The organism is Bacillus cereus group sp. MG9, from assembly GCF_040459995.1.
Lineage (GTDB): Bacteria > Bacillota > Bacilli > Bacillales > Bacillaceae_G > Bacillus_A > Bacillus_A mycoides.
The window spans coordinates 43,227-70,010 of the sequence record NZ_JARVHC010000004.1 but is presented as its reverse complement, the minus strand read 5'-3'; the positions used below and the strand labels follow the sequence as shown (position 1 = coordinate 70,010).

Here is a 26,784-nt window from a genome sequence, read left to right as displayed (position 1 = left end):
CAAGGCTTTTTTATCGTTAGAGCTTGATGGAAGGCGATCAATTATAGAATTTGTATATCTACCTCGACAAGAGTGGTCAGAAAATGGTCCTATTTTAAATTACAATATCTATACGAGTGTGGATGGTCTTAAGTATGAAAAAGTATCGTCTGGAACATGGGAAAATAATAAGGATAACAAAACTGTAACATTTGAACCGGTTTGCTATTAAATATGTAAAAATAGAAGTGACAAATGGAAAGAATGGATATGCTTCTGCAGTTGAGGTAGATATTTTGGGTATTAAAAATATGTTTGAACTCAACCATCATCTGTAAAAAAACATATATTTTCCGCGGTATTTGCTTTAGATTTCTCGTCTAATATTTAAAGAAATCCGAATAGAAAATGAGTAAATCTTCCTTACAAAAGTGTCACATTCCTGTAAGGTTATTAGATAGTTTAGCTACTTTTTCCATGTCATAATAAAGACATAAGAAACGCCAATTAAAAATTATAAGTTATAGGAGAGTGTCAATCATGATTGTAACAACAACGCAGGGAATTCAAGGGAAAGAAATTAGTGAATATATTGATATTGTAAATGGTGAAGCTATTATGGGTGCGAATATTGTCCGCGATTTATTCGCTTCAGTTCGTGATGTTGTCGGTGGTCGTGCTGGTGCTTATGAAAGTAAATTAAAAGAAGCACGTGATATTGCAATGGACGAAATGAAAGAACTTGCAAGACAAAAAGGTGCTAATGCAATCGTTGGTGTTGACGTAGACTACGAAGTTGTTCGTGATGGTATGTTAATGGTTGCTGTAAGTGGTACGGCTGTACGTATATAATAAGATAGAAAACAGGCTCTCCCCGTAAAGTGTATATGCTTTGAGGGGATTTTTTTGTTGGGAAAATTTTAAAAGTTATTATAGTTTAGGGGGGACACTAGTTAATAGTTTGGACATTTAATGAAGAGTTTTTTTACAATGGAGTGGATCTAGAAAGAGGTGAAAACTAAGAAATTTGGATGTTAGTTTTTAAATTTTAGAAAAGGAAGAATAAAATATAGTGGACATACAATTACAATAAGGGAATGCAGTATAAATCAGTATACATGCATTCCCTTATTATATTTATCTTGTTCCGACAGAAAACTTCTTCCTCAAAAATGTGAAGGTGTGAAACACCAATTTTAGGTAAGAGATGAATGTCTGTAGGCATAATCCTACGTTTTTTGTATACTGAAGGCATCATACAAGAAAGCGAGGTGCAACCCGTGTTAGTAAATAAAGCATATAAGTTCCGTATCTATCCAAATAAGCGACAAGAAATATTAATTGCTAAGACCATTGGGTGCAGTCGCTTTGTATTTAATCATTTTCTTGCTCTTCGGAATGACACCTCTAAAGAAACTGGCAAAGGATTAACTATCCTTCTTGCTCTGCTGAGCCCACTCAATTAAAGAAGCAATAGGATACGCTTTGGTTAAAAGAAGTAGATAGTATTGCTCTTCAATCCACATAAAAAAACCTCGCAGATGCTTTTTCACGTTTTTTCACAAAACAGAATGATATGCCACGATTCAAGTCTAAAAACAATAAAGTTCAATCCTATACAACAAAACAAACTAACTAACGGTAATATTGCTGTAATGGACAATAAAAGGGCATATTCTAAATGCTACGATTAGACGAAACCCAGGGCGGTACATACCTTGTGTCTATTCTTGGAGAATCAGAAGCGCAACCAGTAGAAAAAAAGATTCGTCTGTTGGTGCTGCTAATCAATCCATTGAAGAGCCATCAGCTAAAGCTAATCTAATTTGTTTAAATCATGGAGAAACTATCTAATTGAAAAAAGAGAGTGCCTTCTTTGAAAAAGGACTCTCTTTTCGTATTTTATTATTTATTATTCACATACGTATCAAACCATAAGTGGATATATCCAGCTGTAATACGTTGCGCTTCCATTAAACGTTTTCCAGTCACCGGTGTTACTTCAGCACGCCATTTATCAGCAGCGTCTTGTGATATAGCGGCATCTAGAAACAACTTTTTTGTCTTATCATTAACAATTAGTGGGAAATCTGCTTTTGCACCAACTGCAGAAGCATGAACCCAATCTTCTGGATTTACACTTTTCCAGTTCCAATAGCCATTTCCATCTTTTACTTTATAATTGTCTTTCACAGTATCGACGAAGTTTTCATATTTTGAGTGTAAGGCAATAGGAAGCGAAACGTTGGTAAAGTTCGCTGCATGCATAGGCTGATTAACATCCCCTAAATAATGAAGTGATAATCCTAAATAGAAAAATGCATTTTTAAAATCTTTATTTTGATAGGATTCACCAGCTAATTTAAAATATTTTGCTCCTGTTTCTTTTGCGTGTTTGGCAAGTGGAAGATACGTACTTCCTGTATCAGGATCATAGAAGTGTGAAGCGAATGTGCCATTATCAAAGTACGGATTTTCATAATCGGCAGAGTAGACACCCTTCTCTAACTCATTACGCCATTCATTTAATAGAGATATCTCATTTGGCTTCACAACGGTCTTATTTTGGGCCATAACTTCAATGCCTCTGTTAACAATCCATAAATGAGTACTTACTCCTTCATCATGGATGGCTTCTGCGGACCACTTATGACCAAAAGATGTCCCATATTGATGGCTATTTTCATGTGCAAACGCCACACTTTGAATAGGGGCTGATAAAGCAATTACTGAAGCTAAAGCAAAAATTTTTCTTTTCATAAATATTCCTCCATTTGATATATAATCTAACATCACCCTCATGTATAATCCTAGCATTGATCAGTAAGGAAGTAGATTGCTTTTTGAATATATGCAAAATTTCATATTTAAATTCATTATTACATTACGGTGAATATATTTAGGTCGATATGATGAATTTTGGTTCTGGTGCAAAAATCATTTGAAAGAGACATAGAAAACTACATGGGGTAGCACCACATCGCCATCAAGCTAAGAAAAGCATATACCCCAAAACGAGAAAAGTGGCATCTCCCGGTGAAAATGTACAATTTTTGTTTTAGGGGTGTTATAAAATTCTTAAGTTGATGGGCATGTATGGTGATCCCAAATCGTCTTCGATAATTTATTGTGTACATCTGTATGCATCCCCTATATAAATCATAGGGATTGTTTGCATGTTGACTTTGGTTTTATGTACAATAAAGGTAAAGATATAGTTTGAAACAGGAAGAGGAAAACCATGTCCAATTCATTAGTAAATTTACGTATCGATTTTGCATTTAAGCAGTTATTTGGCACAAATGGGAATGAAGATATTTTAGTTGCCTTTTTAAATGCCATATTAAAGGATTCTTTAGAATCACCTATTGTTTCCCTGCAATTAGAAGATCCACATTTGCATCGAGAATATGAAGAAGATAAATTATCGATTTTAGATATTTCGGCTACATTAAATACAGGAACAAAGGTAAATGTAGAAATACAATTGAATAACAATCATGATATGATCAAACGAAGCTTGTATTATTGGGGAAGGTTATACACCTCTCAATTGCAAAAAGGAATGCCTTATAGTTCACTTCATAAAACGATTACCATTAACTTGTTAAACTTTGTGATGTTTCCAGAATATGAAGCGTTTCATACAACAGGAATCCTTTGGAATCAGCAACAACAAAAGTTATTAAGTGACGATATAGAAGTTCATATTGTAGAGATTCCAAAGTTACTACAGCAATGGCGCGAAGAGAAAGTCAATCCGTGGGAAGATTCGTTTGTTCGTTGGTTATTATTATTACCAGCGAATGAAGATGAGTATCTCACACAAACATTGGAGGACATTGCCATGAACCAAGATCCAATTTTACAAAAAGCAATGAATAAGTGGGAACATATGAGTCAAGATTCTTCTTTCCGTCAAGCATATGAAGCAAGAGAAAAGGCCTTAATGGATGAGGCTGCAAAGTTTGCTCATGCTCGTAATGAGGGGAAAAAAGAAGGAATTCAAGAAGGGGTTCAGCAAGGAAAAATACAGATGATTAAAGGTATGCATGAACTTGGTGTACCACTTGAAACGATTGCTAAAGCCAGTAAATTAAGCATAGATGAGGTCGAACGTATTTTAGAACAAAAATAATTAGCAACAAAAAAAGAACCTATTAATTGGGTTCTTTTTTGGGCTATTTGTCAACTTGGTGTAGCACGACATGTCAATCAAGCTTAAAGTAATTGTTTTTTCCTTTTATTTTTTTATTCTTTAATTTTAAATCGTGAAATTAATCCTTCTAATTCCTCGATTTTTTTCTTTATTTGCATGGATTGATTTGTTATTTCTGTAATGGATGATGCTTGAGTTTGAATGGCTTGTACGGTTTGATTTGTATCTTTCGCTACTCTTGTAGAAGTTTCTGATACTACTGATAGTGAAGCGTTAATTTCTTCAGTTCCAGCAGACATTTCTTCTGTTGTAGCTGATACTTCTTGAATTTGATGTGTTATCTTATGAATGTCTTTCATGATTGTTGAAAAGGCTTCGTCTGCTTCATTAGCAGCATTTCTTCCTTGTATAGCTTCTTCGTGTCCTTTTCTCATGATTTGAACAGTATCTTTTGTATCTTGTTGGATTGATTTAATTAAATTATTAATTTCATGTGCGGATTGCTTAGATTGTTCAGCTAAATCTCTCACTTCAGCTGCAACAACTGCAAATCCTTTTCCATTCTCTCCTGCACGTGCTGCTTCGATTGCAGCATTTAAAGCAAGCAAATTTGTTTGTTCCGCAATATTTGTAATCGCGTCTAAAGCTTTATCTATATGCTGTGTACGCATAATAAGACGTTCTATCACCGTAGATGTTTCTTCAACAACTGCATGCACATTATTCATTTGAGTAATAGATTGCTTGATTACTTTACTACCATTATTTACACGATCTGTTGTAGCAACAGATACTTCAGCAACAGTTAATGCTGATTCAGCTACTGATTGAACTCCATTTGTTAAGTCATTCATTGCTGTTGAACTTTCATGAATATTAGTAACTTGTCCTTCTATTTGTTTATTTACTTCATTAATTGTTAGAACAGCTTCATTAGATATTTTAGATGCCTGTTTTGTATTCTGCAACATACTGTCAGTAGAAGAGGTAACTTCGTATGTCGTTACTTGTATTTTCTCAATTAAATGTTGTAAATTATCTAACATGTTATTAAAAGAAGTAACAATAGCTCCTAATTCATCATTTGCTTGATAGGAAGTACGTATTACTAAATTTCCATCTGCTACTTGTTTTATATCATGCTGTAATAAAGTAATTGGACGTTGAATAGCTGTTTTGATGACATATCCAATACCTATAATAATTGCAGTCGCAATAACTGAAATAATAATAAACATCAGTATTGTAGTATGTGCACTGTTCGTATTACTTTTTTGTAATTGTTCTGCCTGGCTACTATTATATTTCACAAGTTCTTGAATAGAATTAATCGCATTTTGCATAGCAGGCTCAGTGTTTTTTAAATAATAAGAATAAGCTTCTTCATTTTTATTGTTTACTGCTAAATTTTGTGCTTCTTTCATTTGAGTTCTAAATTCTTGAAAGTTTTTTTGGAAATTCTTATATAATTGCTTTTCTTCTTGTGAGCTGATCTTAGACTCAAAGTTTTTTAATAACTGATCATTTTCTTTACGTGTTTGATCTATGTTATTTGCTAATTCTTTGTTTCTTTTTTCATCAGTTGTAACCATGAGTTCCATAAAATTACTGTTTCCGTATCGGAAATTAGATTCTAGAGATTGTATCCAAAAAATTGGAAGTAATCTTTCGTCATACATACTTGCAGAAGCTTCACCTGTTTTCTTTAAAGAGATAACTCCTATAATGGATAAGAGAATACATGCGATACTCGCTGTAATCATTAATGTATTCAACTTTGTACCAATTTTACTGTTTTTTAGAACTGACATTAAACCACCCCTTATTAAATCTTTATATTACGTTATACATCTTATAATAAAAACCAACAAATAACGACCTGTTTTTTTAAAAATGTTGTTATTTGTTGGTTTTTTAGTGTGGAGAAATATGTAATTTTACATTTTACAAAAAAAGGTAAATGATATACAAAGTACTATTAAGTTATATTAAAAACATTTTATATCAAACGATTAATATAAATAAATGAAAATCACTATATTTTAAGTCTAATTACACTGATGTAATTATTTCACTTAGTGAATTAATTAATAGGATTTAACTTTTTTAAATATAATTTTTTTCTAATACAAACATGAAGTGTCTGAATTATTAAATATAAATAATGGGATTTTATTGTTTACTTAGTAAAAACATAGTGTTTAAATGAGGGGGAAGTAAGGCCTTACATTCTATGAGAAGTAAATAATAACGAGAGTCTAACACTCTATCCGAAAGAATTCTTCTTCCTCAAGCGTGTGGAAGGAGAGACCCTAGCGCTAGGTTGTTCTAGAGGTGTGAATAAGATTGTAAAAAGACAATAGTGAAGAGGTGTATGGAATGAAAAATAAAATAATTACAGGTTTTTTAATAACATCCATTGTTACTGGGGCGAATATTCCTATCAATACTCTTGCAATGCCAATCGTTCAGGCAGAAACTCAACAAGAGAATACGGATATTTCCTCATCCTTACGAAAATTAGGTGCACAATCTAAATTAATCCAAACATATATTGATCAAGCTTTAATGAGTCCTAATGTACAGCTTGAGGAAGTCCCAGCTTTAAATACGAACCAATCCCTGATCAAACAAGATATGAACGAATGGTCATCAGAACTTTATCCAAAATTAATTCTATTAAATTCAAAAAGTAAAGGATTTGTAACCCAATTTAATAGCTATTATCCAACATTAAAACAGTTTGTAGACAATAATGAAGATAAAGAAGGGTTCTTGGATAGACTTGAAATTCTTCAAGATAAAACTACGACAAACCAAGAAAGCGTACAACGTCAGATTAATGAATTAACAGATATTAAATTACAGATTGATAAAAAGCTTAAAGATCTCGATACTGACGTGACAAAAGCACAAGGTGTACTAAGTTCAGAGGGAACAGGGAAAATAGACCAGCTAAAAAATGAATTGCTAAATACCCAAAAATCAATTCAAAGTGATTTACAACAAATAGCATTATTACCAGGAGCTTTAAATGAACAAGGGTTTGTTATATTCAAAGAAGTCTATAACCTTTCAAAAGATATCATTGAACCTGCTGCTCAAACAGCAGTAGCAGCGTATAACAAAGGCAAAGAAATTAACAATTCTATTTTAGAAGCAGAGAAAAAAGCAGAGCAAGAAGCGAAAGAAAAGGGTAAATCTGCTCTAGAGATTGAAGCTGCCAAAAAAGAAGCCCGTGAAGCAATTGAGAAAAGCAAACAAGCTGAAATAGCTGCAGCTGCAATTACAAAGACAAAAGAGTATGACCTTACGAAGGTTATTGACCCTGAAAAAATTAAAAAAACTTATAGTGCCTTCGCTGAAGTAAATAAACTTACAACAGAGCAGCGAGCACATTTAGATGATTTAGAGAAACAAAACCAAAAATTATATGATTTAACAAAGAGCCTAACAGTAGCAGATTTACAAAAGTCTATGCTTCTTATTATGCAAAATGATTTACATACATTTGCAAATCAAGTAGATGTAGAACTTGACCTATTAAAGCGCTATAAAGAAGATATGAATCTAATTAAAAATAATATTACAAAATTATCTTCTAATGTTGATACAACTGATCAGCAGTCTCAAAAAGATACATTAAGACAATTAAAAAATGTGACAAGTTACCTTGAAGAACAAGTTTATAAGTTCTAATATTCTGAATTTATAAAGCGGAATGATGATTATAAGAATCTATTGAAAAATAGGGAGGAGAATTAATATGATGAAGTTTCCATTTAAAGTGTTAACTTTGGCTACTCTGGCAACGGTTATAACGGCTACGAACGGTAACACGATCCATGCACTTGCACAAGAACAGACTGCACAAGAACAGACTGCACAAGAACAGAAAATAGGGAATTATGCATTAGGACCTGAAGGACTAAAGAAAGCATTGGCTGAAACAGGATCTCATATTCTTGTAATGGATTTGTACGCAAAAACAATGATTAAACAACCGAATGTAAATTTATCTAATATCGATTTAGGTTCAGAAGGGGAAGAATTAATCAAAAATATTCACCTTAATCAGGAACTATCTCGAATCAATGCGAATTATTGGCTAGATACAGCAAAGCCGAAGATTCAAAAAACAGCACGTAATATTGTAAATTATGATGAACAATTTAAAAATTATTACGATACATTAGTAGATACTGTACAAAAGAAAGATAAGGCAGGATTAAAAGAGGGCATAAATGATTTAATCACTACAATTGATACAAATTCAAAAGAAGTTACAGAAGTAATTAAGATGTTAGAAGCCTTCAAAACAAAACTGTACACAAATACTACAGATTTTAAAAATAATGTTGGTGGCCCAGATGGGAAAGGTGGCTTAACGGCAATATTAGCGGGAAAACAAGCACTGATTCCACAACTTCAGGCTGAAATTGAGCAACTAAGTGCTACTCAGAAAAAACATTTTGACAATGTATTAGCATGGTCAATTGGTGGTGGATTGGGAGCAGCCATTTTAGTTATTGCAGCCATTGGAGGAGCGGTAGTAATTGTTGTAACTGGCGGTACAGCAACACCGGTTGTTGTCGGTGGCCTTACGGCTCTCGGTGCAGCTGGTATCGGTTTAGGAACGGCAGCTGGTGTCACAGCGTCTAATCATATGAACTCTTATAACGAAATTTCTAACAAAATCGGACAATTAAGTACAAAAGCCGATCTTGCTAACCAAGCAGTTATTTCGCTTACTAGCACAAAAGATACTTTGACATATCTATATCAGACAGTGGATCAAGCCATAATGTCTCTAACAAATATTCAAAAACAATGGAATACAATGGGGGCCAATTATAAAGATTTATATGATAATATCGACCAAATGCAAGAACATAAACTCTCTTTAATACCTGATGATTTAAAGGCTGCTAAACAAAGTTGGAATGATATTCATAAAGATGCAGAATTCATTTCGAAAGACATCGCTTTTAAACAAGAAGAAACGAACTGAAAATCAAAACCTATATAGGAGGAATATGGAATGATAAAAAAAATCCCTTACAAACTACTCGCTGTATCGACGTTTTTAACTTTGACAACAACTTCTGTGGTCTCACCAGTAGCAACTTTTGCAAGTGAAATTGAACAAACTAACAATGGAGATATGTCTCTTTCAGCAAATGAAGTGAAAATGAAAGAAACCTTGAAAAAGGCTGGATTATTTGCAAAATCTATGAATGCCTATTCTTATATGTTAATTAAGAATCCAGATGTGAACTTCGAAGGAATCACTATTAATGGGTATGCAGATTTACCTGATAAAATTGTACAAGATCAAAAGAATGCAAGAGCACATGCTGTTACATGGGATACGCAAGTAAAAAAACAGCTTATAGATACATTGACTGGTATTATTGAATACGATACAAAATTTGATAATTATTATGAAACAATGGTAGAGGCAATTAATACAGGGGATGGAGATGCTTTAAAAGAAGGGATTACAGATTTACGAGGTGAGATTCAACAAAACCAAAAGGTTGCACAACAATTAATACAAGAATTAACTAAATTAAGGAACGCTATTGGACAAGATGTTAGAGCATTTGGAAGCAATAAAGATCTCTTACAGTCGATTTTAAAGAACCAAGGTGCTGATGTTGAGGCCGATCAAAAGCGTCTAAATGAGGTTTTAGGATCAGTAAACTATTATAAACAGTTAGAATCTGATGGATTTAATGTAATGAAGGGTGCCATTTTGGGCTTACCGGTAATTGGTGGGATAATAGTGGGTGTAGCACGAGATAATTTAGGAAAGTTAGAGCCTTTATTAACAGAATTACGTCAGACCGTAGATGGAAAACTAACATTAAATCGTGTAGTTGGGGTTGCATATAATAATATTAGTGAGATGCATAGTGCGCTTGATGATGCTATTAACGCTCTTACTTATATGTCCACGCAATGGCATGATTTAGATTCTCAATATTCGGGAGTACTTGGGCATATTGAGAATGCAGCTCAAAAAGCGGATCAAAATAAATTTAGATTCCTAAAACCTAACTTGAATGCAGCTAAAGACAGTTGGAAAACATTACGAACAGATGCTGTCACATTAAAAGAAGGGATAAAAGAATTTAAAGTGGAACTTGTTACTCCACAAAAATAGGGGAATATTAGTTCTGTTGCAAAGTGACCTAAAACATAGAGAATCTATGTTTATATTGTTGAATAGTAATGTAGCAATTAATAATTCCTTATAGACCGAAAAGGCGGAGTCGTATTAAAGACTTCGCCTTTCACTTTTATAAAAGTTTCATCCAAATCTCAAAATAACCGTGCAGTTTTACTTATTTTTAAAAACTTCGTAACAGAACCTTCTTATTCCTATACCACGCATATCATTTGTATGATAAATTTTTTGAACTACTCACCACTTAACATCCTCGCGGCCTGTTTGAAGTGGGAGATTCCTAAGTAAAGAAACCTAACGGTTTCTAATTCATTAGGCTATCCCCGTAGTTCCTACGGTTAAGAGACGAATTGCTTCGTTTTTAAGATTGAGCGCTGCGTTTCGATCTCTATCGTGATGCGCGCCACAAGAAGGGCAATTCCACTCACGAATGGTTAGATTTTTAACGTCTTTGTTTTTGTATTCACAATTGGAGCATAATTGACTAGAAGCAAATGTTTTAGATACCATAACAACTTTTTTGCCATACCATTTTGCTTTATATTCCAACATCGTTCGAAATTGTGACCAAGATACTTCACCAATCGCTTTTGCAAGCTTTCTATTTTTGAGCATGTTACTGACTTGTAAGTCTTCCATACCGATAACATCGTGGTTTTTGATGATTTCAGTAGAAAGTTTATGTAAGTAATCAGCTCTTGCATTTGCATTTGCAATATGTTCATGGATTCGTGCAACTTTCACACGTTGTTTATTCCAGTTCGAAGAACCTTTTGTTCTTCTAGAAAGGATACGCTGTGCTTTCGCTAACTTTTCTTCTAATGTACGGAAGAATTTAGGGTTCTTGTATGTTATGCCATCTGAAAGAATGGCAAAATCTTTTAACCCCACATCGATACCAACAGAAGAACCAGTTTTTTCTACTGGTTGCACTTCCGTTTCTGTAAGAATAGACACAAAGTGTCTACCGCTTGGATTTCGTCTAATCGTGGCATTTAGGATACGTCCTGACACTTCACGACTTTTGGCAAATCTAACGAAACCGAGCTTCGGTAACTTTATTGTATGACCTACAATGGCGATATTATGATTTGTACATTTTGTTGTATAGGATTGTATTTTATTCTTTTTAGACTTGAATTGTGGCATATCATTTTGTTTCTTGAAAAAACGTGAAAAAGCATCTGCGAGGTTTTTCAATGAGGATTGAAGAGCGGTACTATCTACTTCTTTTAACCAAAGCGTATCTTGTCGTTTTTTTAATTGCGTAAGCTCCGCAGAGCAAGAAGGATAGGTTAATCCTTTTCCCGCTTCTTTAAATGTATCATTCCAAAGAGCAAGAAAATGGTTAAATACAAAGCGACTGCAACCAATCGTTTTAGCAATTAATATTTCTTGTTTCTTATTTGGATAGATACGAAATTTATATGCTTTATTTATTAACATAGGTTGCACCTCACTTTTTCATAGTATATCTACAGTATACAAAAAGCGTAGGCTTACGCCTACTGACATTCATCTCCCACCTAAAATTGGTGTTTCACACCTTCACATTTTTGAGGAAGGAGTCTTCTGTAAGAAAACGATAAATAATTGCGTAATAATGAACTTACATTACCAGAAATAGAAATACAGCGATTCTTGCAGAGCTAGTTTTTTAAGATAGAATTTTATTCAATAAAATTCTATCTAATTCTGCCTGAAAAGAAGATTGAGATGTCTCAATCTTCTTTTTTATTTTTAGGAAACAATCGTTCTGTTTGAGATAGTAAAATAAAAAAATGAGTTGTGGGTTTATGTAGTACTTGAATAACATAGTAGAACAAGATCATCGCTTTATAAAGAAGCGAATCCGTTCTATGCTAGGATTCAAATGCTTGGACACAGCTACATCCATTCTTTTTGGAGTAGAAGCTATGCATATGATGAAAAAAGAACAGATTGATTTACGGAACCAGTCTGTCCAAAATTAGAAAGAATTCATCCACCAACTGTTTGAATTAATTACTTAAACCCAAGGAAAATAAAAAATCCACGCCTTTTTATATTGTATTTAATTATTCGCACCAGAACCTAATCGTTACAGTGCACCTTTTAAAATGTACCCTACTACCTGAGAAAAGTTTTATATCAGTTTTTAAACATTTTTCAAAAGCGGTAAATAAATGTTCACCGAGGTTCCTACTCCAACTTTACTTGTTATACAAATTCTTCCCTGATGATTTTCAATAATTTTGTAACTAATCATTAAACCGAGACCTGTTCCTTTTTCTTTCGTACTATAAAAAGGTTCAGCAAGTTTTGCAATTCTTTCTTCTGGAATACCAATCCCTTCATCTGAAATACAAATTTCCACCTCATTTTTACTTACTTTCTTAGTGGTAATGATTATGTCTCCCCCATGTGGCATTGCTTCAATCGAATTTTGTAAAACATTGATAAACACTTGTTTTAATTGTTTTTTACAACAATCAATATATACAACGTCAGGATCCGTTTGGAATGTGACATGAATATTTGTCATAATTGCCTTTGTGTTAATTAAAGATACAACGTTTTCTAAAATTACATCGATGCTCTCTTGTTCAAAAGAACATACCTCAGGTTTAGCAATAGATAAAAATTCGTGAATAATAGATTCAATGCGCTCAATTTCAGAAAGTATGAGTTGAAAATATTTTGATTCATGTTTCATTTGTATCTCTAATAATTGTATAAATCCTTTAATAACAGTGAGTGGGTTTCGCACTTCATGTGCAACCCCTGCAGCGAGTTGACCGACAGTAGCTAATTTATCTGATTTATTTAATAGTTCCGCTGTCTTTTTCCGCTCTGTAATATCGCGAACCATAACCATCACTTTATCTGTTAATAGCGGTAAACATCGTGCTTCAAAAAAGTAAATACTATTATGCATGAGCAAGGAGTATTCTACAATTTCTATGGAATTATTCTGCTGTACCCTTGCAATTGCTTCTTGTAGCTGCAGGGCAACATCTAAAGGTAACACATCCTGAAATTTTTTATACATAAATTGTTCGACAGGTACATAAAATCTTGATGGACAGCCGGCTTTATAATCAACGATTACTCCGTCAAGTCTTGTTAAAAAACATAAGTCTGGAAGTGCTTTAAAAATTAATTCTAACTCTGAAGATTTTTCTATAAGTTTCTCTTCTACCTGTTTCCGATGCGTAATATCAATACCAACTGCCCAGTGACTGTATCCAGGAACAGGGAATTCTTCTGAAAGGTTTGACCACAGGATTGTTTTTTCATCACCGTTTTTACAAGTAAGTGTCATTTCCCAATCACGAAAGTTTTTACCGAGTTCAGAAAATCCATGAAGTAACTGGTTCCGATACGTTTCATCTGGATAAAGTAGCTCTAACGCGCAAGGATTGTTAATAATTTCAGCGGCACTATAACCTGTTACAAGTTCACACTCTCGGTTCCATATGACAATATTCCCTTCTTCATCACAAGCATCAACCATAACGGGCATGTTGTGTAAAATCGTATATAATTTTTCAGCAGGGATAGATTGATCTTTCTGCAATTGCTGTAATGTATTCATTCCTTTATTCGTTATAATCGTTGCAAGGGATTTAAAGTATATAGTACAAGATTCAATACTATCTTTAGGCGACAAAATCACAAAATCACCAATCGTATTTTCATTGAATATAATAGGGACATGAATTTTTGTATGTAAATGTATATCAGAGGATGGTGTGCCGTAATGAAATATGATTCCTCCGTTGCAATCAAGCAGCTGATGTGAAATCTGTGTTAAAAGATAAAAGTGTTCTGCCATAGTTTGTATTTCTTTTACGTCAATAATCTCGGTCAGTTTGTACATATTCTCTCACCCCTATTTATGTAAACATGCATATGTATTAATTTTTTTAATTTTCTTAGTTTTTATATTATACAAATTAAATGTGTCGAGGTACACAGAAAAGAGGGGCTATTTTAATTTTTAAACGATTCTCGCCAATTTTTCATAAAAATGCTTTCCAAAAACTCACCTTAAAAACTATGTCCCTGATAGGTGCTTTTTTGAATTACTACCTCAACTATCATAAATAATAAATGAAATCTTTACAGAAAAAAAACAACTTGGATAAGGACAAGTTGTTTTTTTCTAAAGGGCACAGCAAAGAAAGAGTGGAGGAAAAAATGCATACACACATGTCAATGATGTAAAGCAAACCAACAAATAAAACTAAAAATTCCGATAATTATATCGCTAAGGGTTTTTGTATACTCTTTCTTTGTAATTATAAGTCTAGCATGAAAAAAAAAATAAAACAACAAAAATATACAATTTTCTGATAAATTCGACATTTTTTTCACACGTTAACATTTCCACAGTAAGCATCAGTTACTAAAATATTTATTTTTTAAACTGATGGGGACGGAATATATGTCGTGGTGACATTTCATCTTCCATCTCAAAAACTAAGAATACTTTTCAATTTGAGATGGGAGGTTTTTTTCTATATATCCATTTATTTTATTCATACCATAATATAAACCTTGTAATTCCTAAAAAATAGGATCGTCGAATAAATAAAAATGACAACGTAATGCAGATAAAAAAATATCTTAGAAATTTTTGATTATATCTCAATAAGATAAGAATACTTTTGATTTTGAAACGGAATATTTTGTGTTTTTATAACTACCGATAATAAAGATTATGTAAACTAGATAATTATAAACTCATATAAAAAGCCCGTAAAATCTTATTCTTTTTGAATATAAAAATATAAGGACCTTTATCGTTTTCCTTCAGTAGGCGTAAGCCTAACGTTTTTTGGTTCTGGTGCAAAGATAAAATAAAAGAGCATATAGCACATATATTTTTAACGGAATTGTATTTTATGCTATAAGTCCAAGCACTTGGTGGATGAACTCTTTTTGATTTTTGACAGACTGATTCCGTAAATCAGTCTGTCAAAAATCAGAATATCTTTATTAACCAGCTATTTAGATTAGCTGTATAGTAACAGATTCCGTTAGGAATCCATTATTCTTTTTCAATTTATTATCTTTTTACACCAGAACCCCAAAAGAAGATTGAGACATCTCAATCTTCTTTTGGGGCAGAATTAAAGATAATTTTATCGGATAAAATGCATCTCTAAAAACTAGCTCTGCAAGAATCGCTGTATTTCTATTTCTGGTAATCCTGTAAGCTTTGCAATATCTTCGACAGACACACCATTTTTATGCATACCTCGAATGAGTTGCATCTTACCTTGCTCAACGCCTTGTTCAATGCCCTTTTTAATTCCTTGTTGTTCTGCATGAGCAAATTTTGCAGCCTCATCCATTAAGGCCTTTTCTCTTGCTTCATATGCTTGACGGAAAGAAGAATCTTGACTCATACGTTCCCACTTATTCATTGCTTTTTGTAAAATCGGATCTTGGTTCATGGCAATGTCCTCCAATGTTTGTGTGAGATGTTCATCTTCATTCGCTGGTAATAATAATAACCAACGAACAAACGAATCTTCCCACGGATTGACTTTCTCTTCGCGCCATTGCTGCATTAACTTTGGAATCTCTACAATATGAACTTCTATATCATCACTTAATAGCTTTTGTTGTTGTTGGTTCCAAAGGATTCCTGTAGTATGAAACGCTTCATATTCTGGAAACATCAAAAAGTTTAACAAGTTAATGGTAATTGTTTTATGAAGTGAGCTATATGGCATACCTTTTTGTAATTGAGAGGTGTATAACCTTCCCCAATAATACAAGCTTCGTTTGATCATATCGTGATTGTTATTCAGCTGTATTTCTACATTTACCTTTGTTCCTGTATCTAATGTAGCCGAAATATCTAAAATCGATAATTTATCTTCTTCATGTTCTCGATGTAAATGTGGGTCTTCTAACTGTAGGGAAACAATAGGTGATTCTAAAGAATTTTTTAACATGGCATTTAAAAAGGCGATTAAAATGTCTTCATTCCCATTTGTTCCAAATAACTGCTTAAATGCAAAATCAATACGTAAATTTACCAATGGATTAGACATCATTTTCCTCTTTCTGTCTCAGACAATATCGTTACCTTTATTGTACATAAAATCAAGGTAAACATGCAAATAGGCCCTTATACTAAAATAGGTTCTGGTGCAAAGATTGTATTTATTTCAAAGAGGCATATAGATTCCTAATGGAATCCATTCTTATGCAGCCATTCCGAATAGTTGATGAATAAAATTGGAGTAAAAAAAATGAAAGAGTCAATGAAGTAAATACTATAGATACATCTCTTCCATTTGATATACAAGGCTAGTTACGATATAATATCCCTCAATACAGTAAATTAAGAGGTGCAAGAACATGAATAAAACAGAATTAACGAAACAAGTCGCAGTAACAGCAGAACTATCACAAAAAGATGCAGCTGCAGCAACACAAGCAGTATTAGATGCTATTACAAGCACACTTGCAAATGAAGAGAAAGTACAAATCTTAGGTTTTGGTACATTTGAAGTTCGTGAAAGAGCTGCACGTACTGGCCGTAACCCACAGACTGGTGAAGAAATGCAAATTGCTGCTTCAAAAGTACCAGCTTTTAAGGCCGGAAAAGAATTAAAAGCAGCAGTAAAATAATTATACATAGTGAAAAAGGATCTGATATGAATATCAGATCCTTTTTCTTTAATAATATATTATACTTGCTTATTGTGTCTGTTTAACCAGGATTTAGAAACTTTTTGTTCTCCAGATACTTCAACCTGTCCCTTTTTTATCATATGCATGGATTTGACGCCACTCAATATAGAGATTGCAGTTTTAAATGACTTGAACCCTAACATAGAACGCACACGTTTCTTAATAAAACGATGATCTTGCTCCACTATATTATTGAGATATCTAACTTGCCTCTTCAGGCATATGTTTCTCTTCTAATCGAGGTCCATATTGATGAACCCATCGCATAACCGTTGTATGAGAAATGGATAAACACCGTTCCTCCATCATTCCCACTAAATTACGAAAGCTGAGATTATACCGTAAGTACCATCTCACTGTAAGAAGGATAATTTCAGGCTGGTAATGCTTCCATTTAAATATATTTTCCTTTTCCATACTAATCACACACCTTTTATAGAGTAGTATTATCAGTATGCCTAAGTTTGATAGACCATTTTCATATACTTCAAAGTTGTTTGCACCAGAACCAAAGAAAGAGACATCCTTCCGGATGCCTTTCCACAGTTTTTAGGTTTACACATTTTGTAAACGTGATAGGACGTTAGGTTCGAATCTAACGATTAAAGAAAAAAATCTGAGCAGTTCTATTACATTATATGCTAATCTGAACTAGTAATTTTATGCAATTTTACATATTAGGGGTCACTATGCATATGATCAAGAAGGGACAAACTCTTCAAGGGGAGAAGTCTGTTCGAAATCAGATACAACTTATCAATACGCTCTTCGGTTTCATTGCATAACAATGGATTCCTAATGAAATCTGTCGCTCTCTTTTCAAATTCGATTATATTTGCACTTGAACCTTATTTTACCTCTTATCCCATGAGGCATCGGATGCTATCTTTTCAAAAGTACATTCTAACGGCTCTAATTCTGTAAGTCCATATTTTCTATTTAGTGCTTGCAATATTAACCAGTTTGCTACATGAACATTATTACTTAAAAATGGCCCATGTAAATACGTACCTATCAGATTTTTGTACAGAAGGCCTTCCTTTTTTTCTGTTGCATTATTCCCATATCCCTGTAGAACTTGACCGAGATATTCAAAAGAATGGAATGTTTGGCCACTATGGTTTTCAAAACCCACTATTCTTCCGAACTTTTCAGATTGTACTCTTACATTCCCTACTAATCGACTCACTGAGTCCGTGTTCTTACATGATGTATAAAATGGTAATACTCCTAGGCCTTGTATGATATCACTGTTTGCAGTTTCATAATACTCCCCTAACAGTTGATATCCTCCACAAATACAAAGCGCTGCTAAACCATCCTCTATTGCTGCTTTCAATTCTTTTCGAATGGAAAGCAATTGTTCTTGAACTATTTGTTGTTCACTGTCACTCCCTCCCCCAATAAAGATTAGATCAGCCTGAGATACAGGATAATCTTTTACTTGTTCCACATAATGAATATCGGCTTCTATTCCTCTCCATTCTAATTGCTTTTGTAGAATGGTTACATTCCCACGATCGCCATATAAATTAAGAGTATTGGGAAAGTAATGATAGATAATCAATTTTTTCATAGTACCTCCAGATGTTAAAAACGTAATCGGGCCTTATTATAAATTCTAAGGTAAGTACCCAATGTATATCGTTTTTTTAGTGTCAACTTTCTATTCTGTGTATTTACAATCTATATACGCTCTGTTAAATTATTAAACTAAACGTCAATATATACGATTTTATTTATGAAGGGGACAGTGTTCCACTCGTGCTTAAAAATTGCCGGGCAGTATTTAACCCTGTGTAATTACTAATTACGGATGTTTCATTCCCTTCCGCAATGCTATTCTGTATGGCAGCAGAAATATTTGGGATAACTTTTATCCTATTCACAGAAATCCCAGCATATTTTAAACGTACTGCAAGGTCATAGGCACGTGTTCCTGCACAAATTATATGGTTTACATTGGAGTTGGCTAATAGTTCATAATCTACATCCCAAATCCAAGAGATATCTTTCCCATCAGCAAGCAGGTCATTTAAAATAAAAACATATTGTGTTATGTTTCTATTTTGTATGCAATAATCTATTGTACAGTTCATCCCCTGTGGATTTTTAGCTAAGTTTAGATGGTATATATTTTTCGCGATGAGAAACTGTTGCATACGTCCATTGCTTGGGTGATATTCTCTTAATCCTTTGTGAATTTGTTCATAACTAAAACCTAAAAACTCTCCAATTTTTATAGCCGATAGCATATTATATGCATTGTATTCACCCTTCAAATTCGAAGTATAGGATTGATTTTGTATAGTAATCGTTAAGTTGTTTTGTGATTGAATTGAAGTAACCTCCACATCTAATACGGGACTACTCATGGAGCATGAACAATAATATTTTCCAAGGTGTCCATAGTGAGTATATATATATTTCAATAGACGGCCACAACAACAATAGACGGCATCTCTAATATTACTTTTATGAAAATCCCCTACATTTTGCTTTAGACCAAAATACATGGTTTTATTCTTTTGTTTAGTAAAATGTCTACTATATGGATCATCACCATTTAATAGTAAGTAAGCATCACTAGAATGAATAGCGGTTTGTACTTTTGAAATCAGCTTGTTGATTTCTCCGTAACGATCCAGCTGATCTCGAAAGATATTTGTTACAACAATCAATTGAGGCTGTATTTGTTTCAAAACTTCAGTCATTGTCAATTCATCGACTTCGAGAACAGCTATTTTCACACCTTTTATTTTCCCTCGTATATTACTTTTTTTTATAAAAGCAGAAGTAATTCCCTCTAATAAGTTAGATCCTTCTATATTACTGATATACTCACTTTTATTGGACTTAAAAATGGAAGAAACTAAATTACAAGTTGTTGTTTTTCCATTTGTACCAGTAACCAAAACCACAGTTTCCACCTGTACCGCTAATTTTTGTAATGCATTCTTATATAAGTAATTCGTAATTTTCCCTGGAATGTTAGATCCATTAAAACCAAACTTTTTAGTACTATATCCTGCTAACTTTCCAACTATCAATCCTATATAAAATAACACTATTAATCGCCGTCCTTACTTGTCTCTTTCTAACTGTTAAAATTATTTAAATATTCTATCAAATTTCATGTGTTATAAGTTTCTTGTACATAATTAATATTTATCTATTGTAGCCCCAAGAGAAGAAGCTCTAATAAATTCTTTATTTTGATACTTCTTTAACTCATCAGGAGTACCAGTTACCACAGTTCCAACAATCTTCACCTTTTCTGAATCTAATTTAGGATTATCTTTTTTTAATCTTGTTAATACTTTTTTTGCTTTATCAGCATGGTCTCCATAAAAATCAGGAGATTTTAAAGTATCTATAAACAATTCAGGAGATTGCCAGTCGTTTTGTGAGTTATACGGATAACCATATATGTTTCCACGATAAAAAGTTTCTCTTTCTTCTTCTCCTGTAAGTTCCTGCTGATTCATACTTTGTATCTCTTCATCAGGTTCTGTTTCAACCCAAAGCCATTCTGTATTTTGTTTATCTAACAATTTTTGAACTTCACTAAATGAATAAGGTCGATCAAAGGATAGTGCATACTCAACATATTTATTCGCGCCTATTTCATCAAGTAAGTTTAAATCATTAGGAACTTGCTTATATTGAACTTTAGGATGATAAAAAATAAGCTCTCTTTGTCCGTTCTGACCGTTATAAGTTTCAAAACCTTTTCTTTTTTCATTATAATGAGTTATCCAATTAGAAGATTCTTTTTCTGAACGTATAAGATTATAATGTCCTGATAACGATTCCCAAGGTATGATACGCTCTCCTATTTTTTTCGAGTATTCGTGAGTTACGTCAACGGAAAAAGAATTCCAATTATAAAATGTTGCATTTTGCTCAATATTAGGTTCAGTAATAGATAACCATGACCCTTCTACATCATCTTCCTTTGTCAGACGCTCAGATAGCCAATAATTATTACCAAAAGTCAATCCACCATACAATGCAATTAGTACACTCCCCGTAATAACTACATTTTTTATAATTGCTTTTCTTCTACTTTTTCGCATTGTTTTTTCAAATTCCTTATCATCTAGAAAAAATTCAGATTGATTTTCATCATTCTTCATGTTCATTATGTATCCTCCTATATATATCAATAAAGTATTCTTTAGCTCGAAATACCGTTGTTTTAACAGTTCCAGTAGTAACTTCAAACAAAAGGGCTATATCATCATAACGTAATCCTACTACGTATTTTAGAATTAAAACTTCTCTATATCTTTTAGGAAGTAAATCTAATGTTTTTTTGATTTCACCACTTTGCTCTTCCTTTAAAAGACACTCCTCGGGTAAATCAGATTCAAGATTTTCTAATATACATAATTCTATTAAAAACTTATCTTTTCTTTTTTCTCTTCTCAAAATATCATAACTTCTATTTATAGCTACTCTAAACAGCCAACTTTTCACTTTTTCAGGGGGAATCCCCTCTAAGTTTTGAATATATTTTAAAGCTGTTTCTTGTACAATGTCTTCTGCATCTTCTTTAGATATTCCGAGTTTTAATAAATAATTAAAAATAAAACCTAAGTATTGCTTTAATCGTTTTTGAAAAATATCATCTCGCATCTCTTACCTCCTTCTATATTTATAACGTTTAAGTTTCAATTTGGTTGACAGGATAATCAAATTTTTTTACATAATTTTAATTATTAATTAAAACACGAACAGTTCTTATTTATCGAATTCCCCGAAAGAATTCTCCTTCCTCAAGCGTGTGAAGGGCGTAGCCCAACGGTAGGTGGGAGATGAATTTCGGTTTGGCATTGCCAAAAACTTTTGAAAAACTAGCTATATGAAGTTCTTTGATAACTTGATATATGAGGTTGCAGGAAGAAAATAGAGTGCGAAAACCAAGCCATTCGGTTCCTGCGTAAAATATCAATCGTACCAAAAGAGCGTCCAAGCGTTGGACATCTAGGGATGGAACACCCCGAAGTAACGGCTCAGGGAGACGAAAGGTTGCTTTCATCGTGGAACGGAGAAGTTCTCACTTCAAGCTTTGTTAAGTGGCGAGTAGTTCACTTGAACAACAATATGATCAAATGATTAAGTATGCTACATCCTTACGGCTTGGTACAGCTGAAACGGAGGCGGTTCTCAAACGATTTACCCGCAACCGTGGACATCCAACTTATTGAGCACTTAGTGAATTAGGAAAAGCAGGATTTTTATCGACTGTTATAACACGGGGATTTGAAACATGAAAATCAATAATAATTCCTTTTGAATCAACAGCACGATATAGGTACATCCATTGACCTTTAACTTTCACATACGTCTCATCGGCTTGCCAAGGATCCTTGGTTTGACTTAAGAGATTTTGGTGCAAAGATTACTAATTTTTACTTACGATTAATAGTTTCAAATCCAATAATATTTCGATAATGGAATTAATAGTTTGGTTTTGAGCACTATAGTAAATCTCTAATCCTTTTCTATCACTCATAATTAATTTTTGAGATTTCATCTTCGATAAATGCTGCGAAACAGTAGACTGTGGGATACCAAGAATATCTACAATTTGAGTTACATTACATGCCCCTCTTGTAATTAATTCTTTCAAAATTGTAATTCGAATTGGGTGGGCTAATACTTTTAAAACTTCTGCGTTTTTTTCATAATTCAACAAACTAAACATCTCCTTGTGAACCGATATATTTTTATTATGTTAATAATTTAAATATTCTACTTTTGTAGAATTTATGCTGCAGCATCTTTTCGATTTAATTTTTGTTTTATCATTTTAGCCAAGAAGACTCCTTCCTCAAGGAACGCGAAGTGAGTAGGTGGGAGATGAATTGGCTTCGGACAAGGGATGGCAGGAAGCCATCGTAATTGTTCGACATACATAAAGTGTTACTTCATTCACTACCTATCGAATGTATGTTTGTTGTATAATAAACGCATATCGAAATGGAGGTGAAACGAATGATAATCAATAAAGCATATAAATTTCGTATCTATCCAAATAAAGCACAAGCGATCCTAATCAATAAAACGATTGGTTGTTCTCGTTTTGTATTCAATCATTTCCTATCTCTATGGGATAATGTATACAAAGAAACAGGAAAAGGTTTAACATATGGTACATGCTCTGCCAAACTTCCTGCCATGAAGAAAGAGTTTGTTTGGCTAAAAGAAGTGGATAGTATCGCTATTCAGTCGTCTGTTCGCAACCTTGCGGATGCTTATACACGCTTTTTCAAAAAACAAAACAGTGCCCCGCGTTTTAAATCTAAGAAGAATAATGTACAATCTTACACCACAAAACAAACAAATGAAAACATTGCCGTCGTAGGAAACAAGATTAAACTACCAAAACTAGGTCTTGTTCGATTTGCCAAAAGCCGTGAAGTAAATGGCCGTATTTTAAATGCTACAGTTAGACGGAACCCTTCTGGTAAATACTTTGTGTCGTTATTAGTTGAAACAGAAGTGCAAGAACTTCCGAAAACACATTCTTACATTGGAGTGGATGTAGGGCTAAAAGATTTCGCCATTTTGTCAGATGGAACAATCTATAAAAATCCGAAGTTTTTTCGATCGTTAGAAGAGAAGTTGGCGAAAGCACAGCGTGTTCTTTCTAGAAGAATGAAAGGTTCTTCTCGCTGGAATAAACAGAGAGTAAAGGTAGCTAGAATTCATGAATACATGACAAACGCTAGAAAAGATTACTTGGACAAAATCTCAACTGAAATCATCAAAAACCACGATGTTATCGGTATAGAGGATTTGCAAGTATCGAATATGTTAAAAAATCATAAGTTAGCAAAAGCAATTAGTGAGGTATCATGGTCACAGTTTCGAACCATGTTGGAATATAAAGCAAAATGGTTCGGTAAACAAATCATTGTCGTATCGAAAACATTTGCTTCAAGCCAATTATGTTCTTGTTGTGGATATCGAAACAAAGACGTTAAAAATCTAAACCTCCGTAAATGGGACTGCCCTTCTTGTCGTACACACCATGATAGGGATATTAACGCAAGTATCAATCTAAAGAATGAAGCGATAAGGCTTCTAACCGCAAGGACTGTGGAGCTAGCCTAATAAATTAGAGTTCGATAGAACTCTTTACTTAGGAATCCCCCTCTTCTAAACGAAGTGAAAGTGGGGGTGGTTCAATTCGTCAACATAACCCGGTATGATCCAGACACCCTTGCTTGCATTTCTACCTCCTTTAATCCATCTGAACAATAATATTAAAATGTTTTCAATAGCAAAAATAGTATTTGTAAGTTTTATAACTACTTTTGTAATTAAAAAAAAGTATAAGCGACTTATATTAAGTCGCTTATACGTAAAAACCTATTTTATTTTGGTCAATACATCTCAATTTACTCACAGGTCTTCCCACATGTTGATACACCATTTCATTCTCTAATACTCCGATTTCAGTCAAAAACATTACATACTTTCGAATAGAAACTCTTGAAACTCCTACTAATTGCGCCATTTCATCTGTTGTAAACGCCTGTCCATTAAGCGACTTGATTTTCTGCCAAATGAGTTGCAACGTTTGCTTCGTTAATCCTTTCGGAAGCTCTTTAGTGACAGTAGACTCTCTTTTTTCTTTTTGTAAAATTAACGAATCTAATTCCGATTGATTAATTTTTTGTTGTTCTTTCATAAAAGTAAGTTTTTCTCGATATACAGTTAATGCCTCTTTAAATCGATCAAATGTAAATGGTTTAATTAAATAATCTACTACGCCATATTGTAATGCTTTTTTGATACTCCCCATATCCTGTACAGCTGAAATCATCATAATATCGATTTCTTTTTCTTGATTCCGAATATGCATTAAAAGCTCAAACCCGGTCTCTTCACGCATAAAAATATCAAGTAATACTAAATCTACTCGTGATTTCTCTAATACTTCTATCGCTTCTTTAACTGAGTTAACTGCATGAACAAGTTCAAACCCTCCTACTTGCTCTAAATAATGTGTATTTAACATTGCTACCATCGGATCATCTTCTACAATTAAAACTTTAATCATCTTTATCTCTCATCCCTACTATTAGGTATTTCAATTGTTATCGTTGTTCCTTCTCCTACCAATGAATGAATATGAATTTCCCCATTTATTCGCTGTATACTCTCTTTTACAAGATGCAAACCATACCCCCGATTATCACCCTTTGTGGAATAACCTTTTATAAATAATGCATCAATTTCATTTTCTTGTATGCCTTTCCCTGTATCTTGTACTGTAATGATTAATGTATCCCCATATTGTATTCCAACTTCAACCTTCTTCTTCTCACAATTCATCACTGCGTCTAATGCATTATTAATCAAATTTCCGACAATGGTGATCAGTTCATGATTGATACGTTCATCATATATTTCTGGTAAGTAAGAATCTTCTTTTATAATTAACTTTATATTTTTCTCTCTAGCATAACTAAGTTTACCTAATAAAAATCCAGCAAATACTGGGCTTTGAATTTTTTTCATAACCCCACCAATTTCATACTGATGCTCTGATACCATACTACTTACATATTTTTGAAGTTCTTCATACTGTTTCATATGTGTAAGTCCTAATACAACATGCATTTTATTCATAAATTCATGGGACTGTGCCCGTAATGCTTCCGCATATAGCCTGATACCGGTTAGTTCCTCTGCCAATTTTCTAATCTCTGTTTTATCACGAAATGTTGCAATCACGCCAACTATTTCTCCTTTTACATATAAAGGAACCCGATTAGTAACAATCGTAATCCCATAAATATTTAGTTCTTCGTTTAATTGTGCCTCTCCTGTTTGCAACACTTTTTTTATACGTGAATTCGGCGTATACAATTCAAGATCTTTACCGATAAAATCTTCTGTAAGTCCACATTTCTTTAATATTCGTTTTGCTTCTTTATTAATTAAAGTTACTTTCGATTCTTTATCTATAGCAATAATACCTTCTTTTACAGATTGTAGCATCGTATTTCTTTCTTCTAAAATTTTCGCTATCCTATGCGGCTCAAGACCAAATAAAATTTTCTTTATATGTCTAGCTAGCAATATCGCTCCTATAATTCCAACTAATATTCCAACACCAACACCGATACAAATAATATGTCTACTTTCTTTCACTCTCTCTTTTATATTATCAGCTGAAATGCCAACAGCGACCGCACCAAGTTGCTCACCTGTGTCAGCAAAAATAGGTACGAATACTCGCATAGAAATCCCTAAAGTTCCTTTTGCTAACGAGACGCGTTCCTTTCCCTTCAATACAGTTCTTTCATCGCCTCCAACAAAATGATGCCCTATTTTTTGAGGGTTTGGATGAGATTTTCGTATTCCATTCATATCCATAACTACAATAAATTGAACATCTGTACTCTTTAATAGCTTATTTGTATACACCTGAATCAAGGAGGTATCTACCTTCCCCGTCAACCCATCAATTACAATAGAATCATTCGCCACAATACGTGCAATCGTTTTTGCCTTCTCTGCTTGGCTATCTTCTGTCGCCCGTTCAACATTATGGCTAATTAAAATGTCTGTTACGAGTAAAGAAAAAATTACAACTGCACACACTAATAATGTAATTATTTTCCATAAATCCAATAGTTTTTTCTTTTTTTTCATCTCTTCATTGACTCCCCTAGTTCTTCTACGCTATCTTTCGTAAATAAAAAATAAGTAAGCTGTTATTATAAGTCTAATC

General features: G+C 33.3%; 20 protein-coding genes and 7 pseudogenes. 12 read left to right on the top strand and 15 right to left on the bottom strand.

Annotation, left to right across the window (positions count from 1 at the left end):
* Window positions 1-10: 10 nt before the first annotated feature.
* The 3 genes and pseudogenes from QCI77_RS30190 to QCI77_RS30180 form a co-directional block, all read left to right on the top strand.
* Window positions 11-317, top strand: a pseudogene (locus tag QCI77_RS30190) (discoidin domain-containing protein); the annotation flags it as partial.
* A 202-nt stretch (window positions 318-519) separates the two neighbouring features.
* Entirely contained in the window at window positions 520-831 is a 312-nt protein-coding gene (locus QCI77_RS30185) for a heavy metal-binding domain-containing protein (RefSeq protein ID WP_000637500.1), read from the top strand.
* A gap of 428 nt (window positions 832-1,259) precedes the next feature.
* Window positions 1,260-1,741, top strand: a pseudogene (locus QCI77_RS30180) (helix-turn-helix domain-containing protein); the annotation flags it as partial.
* Between the two features lie 143 nt (window positions 1,742-1,884).
* On the opposite strand, the gene QCI77_RS30175 reads toward QCI77_RS30180, so the two are convergent.
* On the bottom strand, window positions 1,885-2,739 hold the full coding sequence (locus QCI77_RS30175; protein ID WP_193658943.1) for a phospholipase C: 855 nt from the start codon (window positions 2,737-2,739) through the stop codon (window positions 1,885-1,887).
* A gap of 481 nt (window positions 2,740-3,220) precedes the next feature.
* Here QCI77_RS30175 and QCI77_RS30170 point away from each other — a divergent pair, with 481 nt between their 5' ends.
* Window positions 3,221-4,117, top strand: a complete 897-nt coding sequence (locus QCI77_RS30170) for an Rpn family recombination-promoting nuclease/putative transposase (protein ID WP_353826093.1) — start codon at window positions 3,221-3,223, stop codon at window positions 4,115-4,117.
* 113 nt (window positions 4,118-4,230) lie between these two features.
* Here QCI77_RS30170 and QCI77_RS30165 read toward each other — a convergent pair whose 3' ends face one another.
* On the bottom strand, window positions 4,231-5,949 hold the full coding sequence (locus tag QCI77_RS30165) for a methyl-accepting chemotaxis protein (RefSeq protein ID WP_193649199.1): 1,719 nt from the start codon (window positions 5,947-5,949) through the stop codon (window positions 4,231-4,233).
* A gap of 568 nt (window positions 5,950-6,517) precedes the next feature.
* Here QCI77_RS30165 and hblC point away from each other — a divergent pair.
* From hblC to hblA, 3 genes are all read left to right on the top strand, one after another.
* Complete coding sequence (gene hblC, locus QCI77_RS30160) at window positions 6,518-7,837, top strand: hemolysin BL lytic component L2 (RefSeq protein ID WP_341026811.1); 1,320 nt, start codon at window positions 6,518-6,520, stop codon at window positions 7,835-7,837.
* Window positions 7,838-7,904: 67 nt separating this feature from the next.
* On the top strand, window positions 7,905-9,149 hold the full coding sequence (gene hblD, locus QCI77_RS30155) for a hemolysin BL lytic component L1 (protein WP_353826092.1): 1,245 nt from the start codon (window positions 7,905-7,907) through the stop codon (window positions 9,147-9,149).
* 30 nt (window positions 9,150-9,179) lie between these two features.
* Entirely contained in the window at window positions 9,180-10,307 is a 1,128-nt protein-coding gene (gene hblA, locus QCI77_RS30150; RefSeq protein ID WP_193649202.1) for a hemolysin BL binding component B, read from the top strand.
* Window positions 10,308-10,643: 336 nt separating this feature from the next.
* On the opposite strand, the gene tnpB (QCI77_RS30145) is transcribed toward hblA, so the two are convergent.
* Window positions 10,644-11,777: an IS200/IS605 family element RNA-guided endonuclease TnpB gene (gene tnpB / locus QCI77_RS30145; RefSeq protein WP_353826091.1), complete on the bottom strand. Its 1,134-nt coding sequence runs from the start codon at window positions 11,775-11,777 to the stop codon at window positions 10,644-10,646.
* A 356-nt stretch (window positions 11,778-12,133) separates the two neighbouring features.
* On the opposite strand from tnpB (QCI77_RS30145), the pseudogene QCI77_RS30140 reads away from it, so the two are divergent.
* Window positions 12,134-12,304: pseudogene (locus QCI77_RS30140) on the top strand (DDE-type integrase/transposase/recombinase); the annotation flags it as partial.
* Window positions 12,305-12,468: 164 nt separating this feature from the next.
* Here QCI77_RS30140 and QCI77_RS30135 read toward each other — a convergent pair.
* Window positions 12,469-14,193, bottom strand: a complete 1,725-nt coding sequence (locus QCI77_RS30135) for a PAS domain-containing sensor histidine kinase (RefSeq protein ID WP_353826090.1) — start codon at window positions 14,191-14,193, stop codon at window positions 12,469-12,471.
* Between the two features lie 1,294 nt (window positions 14,194-15,487).
* Window positions 15,488-16,384 carry an Rpn family recombination-promoting nuclease/putative transposase gene (locus QCI77_RS30130; protein WP_353826089.1) on the bottom strand — a complete coding sequence of 299 codons (897 nt, stop codon included), beginning with the start codon at window positions 16,382-16,384 and terminating at the stop codon, window positions 15,488-15,490.
* A 307-nt stretch (window positions 16,385-16,691) separates the two neighbouring features.
* Here QCI77_RS30130 and QCI77_RS30125 point away from each other — a divergent pair, with 307 nt between their 5' ends.
* Entirely contained in the window at window positions 16,692-16,964 is a 273-nt protein-coding gene (locus QCI77_RS30125) for an HU family DNA-binding protein (RefSeq protein WP_353826088.1), read from the top strand.
* Window positions 16,965-17,023: 59 nt separating this feature from the next.
* Here QCI77_RS30125 and QCI77_RS30120 read toward each other — a convergent pair.
* Window positions 17,024-17,444: pseudogene (locus QCI77_RS30120) on the bottom strand (DDE-type integrase/transposase/recombinase).
* 272 nt (window positions 17,445-17,716) lie between these two features.
* On the opposite strand from QCI77_RS30120, the pseudogene QCI77_RS31020 reads away from it, so the two are divergent.
* Window positions 17,717-17,812 (top strand): annotated as a pseudogene (locus QCI77_RS31020) (IS6 family transposase); the annotation flags it as partial.
* A 68-nt stretch (window positions 17,813-17,880) separates the two neighbouring features.
* Here QCI77_RS31020 and QCI77_RS30115 read toward each other — a convergent pair.
* The 4 genes from QCI77_RS30115 to QCI77_RS30100 form a co-directional block, all read right to left on the bottom strand.
* On the bottom strand, window positions 17,881-18,603 hold the full coding sequence (locus tag QCI77_RS30115) for a type 1 glutamine amidotransferase (RefSeq protein ID WP_353826087.1): 723 nt from the start codon (window positions 18,601-18,603) through the stop codon (window positions 17,881-17,883).
* 163 nt (window positions 18,604-18,766) lie between these two features.
* On the bottom strand, window positions 18,767-20,095 hold the full coding sequence (locus QCI77_RS30110; protein ID WP_353826086.1) for a MurT ligase domain-containing protein: 1,329 nt from the start codon (window positions 20,093-20,095) through the stop codon (window positions 18,767-18,769).
* 93 nt (window positions 20,096-20,188) lie between these two features.
* Window positions 20,189-21,172 carry an anti sigma factor C-terminal domain-containing protein gene (locus QCI77_RS30105; RefSeq protein ID WP_353826085.1) on the bottom strand — a complete coding sequence of 328 codons (984 nt, stop codon included), beginning with the start codon at window positions 21,170-21,172 and terminating at the stop codon, window positions 20,189-20,191.
* Entirely contained in the window at window positions 21,156-21,668 is a 513-nt protein-coding gene (locus QCI77_RS30100; protein ID WP_193648929.1) for an RNA polymerase sigma factor, read from the bottom strand. Before QCI77_RS30100 ends, QCI77_RS30105 begins: the two co-directional genes overlap by 17 nt.
* 455 nt (window positions 21,669-22,123) lie before the next feature.
* Between QCI77_RS30100 and QCI77_RS30095 the strand changes: the two are divergent.
* A pseudogene (locus QCI77_RS30095) lies at window positions 22,124-22,237 on the top strand (Tn3 family transposase); the annotation flags it as partial.
* Between the two features lie 17 nt (window positions 22,238-22,254).
* On the opposite strand, the pseudogene QCI77_RS30090 reads toward QCI77_RS30095, so the two are convergent.
* The 3 genes and pseudogenes from QCI77_RS30090 to QCI77_RS30080 all read right to left on the bottom strand — a co-directional run.
* Window positions 22,255-22,416, bottom strand: a pseudogene (locus QCI77_RS30090) (DDE-type integrase/transposase/recombinase); the annotation flags it as partial.
* 21 nt (window positions 22,417-22,437) lie between these two features.
* Complete coding sequence (locus QCI77_RS30085) at window positions 22,438-22,731, bottom strand: ArsR/SmtB family transcription factor (protein ID WP_193648927.1); 294 nt, start codon at window positions 22,729-22,731, stop codon at window positions 22,438-22,440.
* 71 nt (window positions 22,732-22,802) lie between these two features.
* Window positions 22,803-22,952 (bottom strand): hypothetical protein, encoded by a 150-nt coding sequence (locus QCI77_RS30080; RefSeq protein WP_353826084.1) that lies wholly within the window; start codon window positions 22,950-22,952, stop codon window positions 22,803-22,805.
* 78 nt (window positions 22,953-23,030) lie between these two features.
* Here QCI77_RS30080 and tnpB (QCI77_RS30075) point away from each other — a divergent pair, with 78 nt between their 5' ends.
* Window positions 23,031-24,152, top strand: a complete 1,122-nt coding sequence (gene tnpB / locus QCI77_RS30075) for an IS200/IS605 family element RNA-guided endonuclease TnpB (protein ID WP_353826083.1) — start codon at window positions 23,031-23,033, stop codon at window positions 24,150-24,152.
* 244 nt (window positions 24,153-24,396) lie between these two features.
* Here the strand turns inward: tnpB (QCI77_RS30075) and QCI77_RS30070 are convergent, their stop codons facing one another.
* Both QCI77_RS30070 and dcuS read right to left on the bottom strand, forming a co-directional pair.
* A complete protein-coding gene (locus tag QCI77_RS30070) occupies window positions 24,397-25,104 on the bottom strand; it encodes a response regulator (protein WP_193659116.1) in 708 nt (235 codons plus the stop codon).
* 2 nt (window positions 25,105-25,106) lie between these two features.
* Window positions 25,107-26,705, bottom strand: a complete 1,599-nt coding sequence (gene dcuS / locus QCI77_RS30065; RefSeq protein ID WP_353826082.1) for a DcuS/MalK family sensor histidine kinase — start codon at window positions 26,703-26,705, stop codon at window positions 25,107-25,109.
* Between the last annotated feature and the right edge of the window lie 79 nt (window positions 26,706-26,784).

Excerpts from the sequence above, each read along its gene's own strand:
- hblC (WP_341026811.1), top strand. The coding sequence starts at position 6,518 with ATGAAAAATAAAATAATTACAGGTTTTTTAATAACATCCATTGTTACT.
- QCI77_RS30105 (WP_353826085.1), bottom strand. The coding sequence starts at position 21,172 with ATGAACATGAAGAATGATGAAAATCAATCTGAATTTTTTCTAGATGAT.
- dcuS (WP_353826082.1), bottom strand. The coding sequence starts at position 26,705 with ATGAAAAAAAAGAAAAAACTATTGGATTTATGGAAAATAATTACATTA.
- QCI77_RS30080 (WP_353826084.1), bottom strand. The coding sequence starts at position 22,952 with ATGTATGTCGAACAATTACGATGGCTTCCTGCCATCCCTTGTCCGAAG.
- QCI77_RS30100 (WP_193648929.1), bottom strand. The coding sequence starts at position 21,668 with ATGCGAGATGATATTTTTCAAAAACGATTAAAGCAATACTTAGGTTTT.
- QCI77_RS30070 (WP_193659116.1), bottom strand. The coding sequence starts at position 25,104 with ATGATTAAAGTTTTAATTGTAGAAGATGATCCGATGGTAGCAATGTTA.
- tnpB (WP_353826091.1), bottom strand. The coding sequence starts at position 11,777 with ATGTTAATAAATAAAGCATATAAATTTCGTATCTATCCAAATAAGAAA.
- tnpB (WP_353826083.1), top strand. The coding sequence starts at position 23,031 with ATGATAATCAATAAAGCATATAAATTTCGTATCTATCCAAATAAAGCA.
- hblD (WP_353826092.1), top strand. The coding sequence starts at position 7,905 with ATGATGAAGTTTCCATTTAAAGTGTTAACTTTGGCTACTCTGGCAACG.
- QCI77_RS30185 (WP_000637500.1), top strand. The coding sequence starts at position 520 with ATGATTGTAACAACAACGCAGGGAATTCAAGGGAAAGAAATTAGTGAA.
- QCI77_RS30115 (WP_353826087.1), bottom strand. The coding sequence starts at position 18,603 with ATGAAAAAATTGATTATCTATCATTACTTTCCCAATACTCTTAATTTA.
- QCI77_RS30175 (WP_193658943.1), bottom strand. The coding sequence starts at position 2,739 with ATGAAAAGAAAAATTTTTGCTTTAGCTTCAGTAATTGCTTTATCAGCC.
- hblA (WP_193649202.1), top strand. The coding sequence starts at position 9,180 with ATGATAAAAAAAATCCCTTACAAACTACTCGCTGTATCGACGTTTTTA.
- QCI77_RS30135 (WP_353826090.1), bottom strand. The coding sequence starts at position 14,193 with ATGTACAAACTGACCGAGATTATTGACGTAAAAGAAATACAAACTATG.
- QCI77_RS30125 (WP_353826088.1), top strand. The coding sequence starts at position 16,692 with ATGAATAAAACAGAATTAACGAAACAAGTCGCAGTAACAGCAGAACTA.
- QCI77_RS30130 (WP_353826089.1), bottom strand. The coding sequence starts at position 16,384 with ATGATGTCTAATCCATTGGTAAATTTACGTATTGATTTTGCATTTAAG.
- QCI77_RS30170 (WP_353826093.1), top strand. The coding sequence starts at position 3,221 with ATGTCCAATTCATTAGTAAATTTACGTATCGATTTTGCATTTAAGCAG.
- QCI77_RS30165 (WP_193649199.1), bottom strand. The coding sequence starts at position 5,949 with ATGTCAGTTCTAAAAAACAGTAAAATTGGTACAAAGTTGAATACATTA.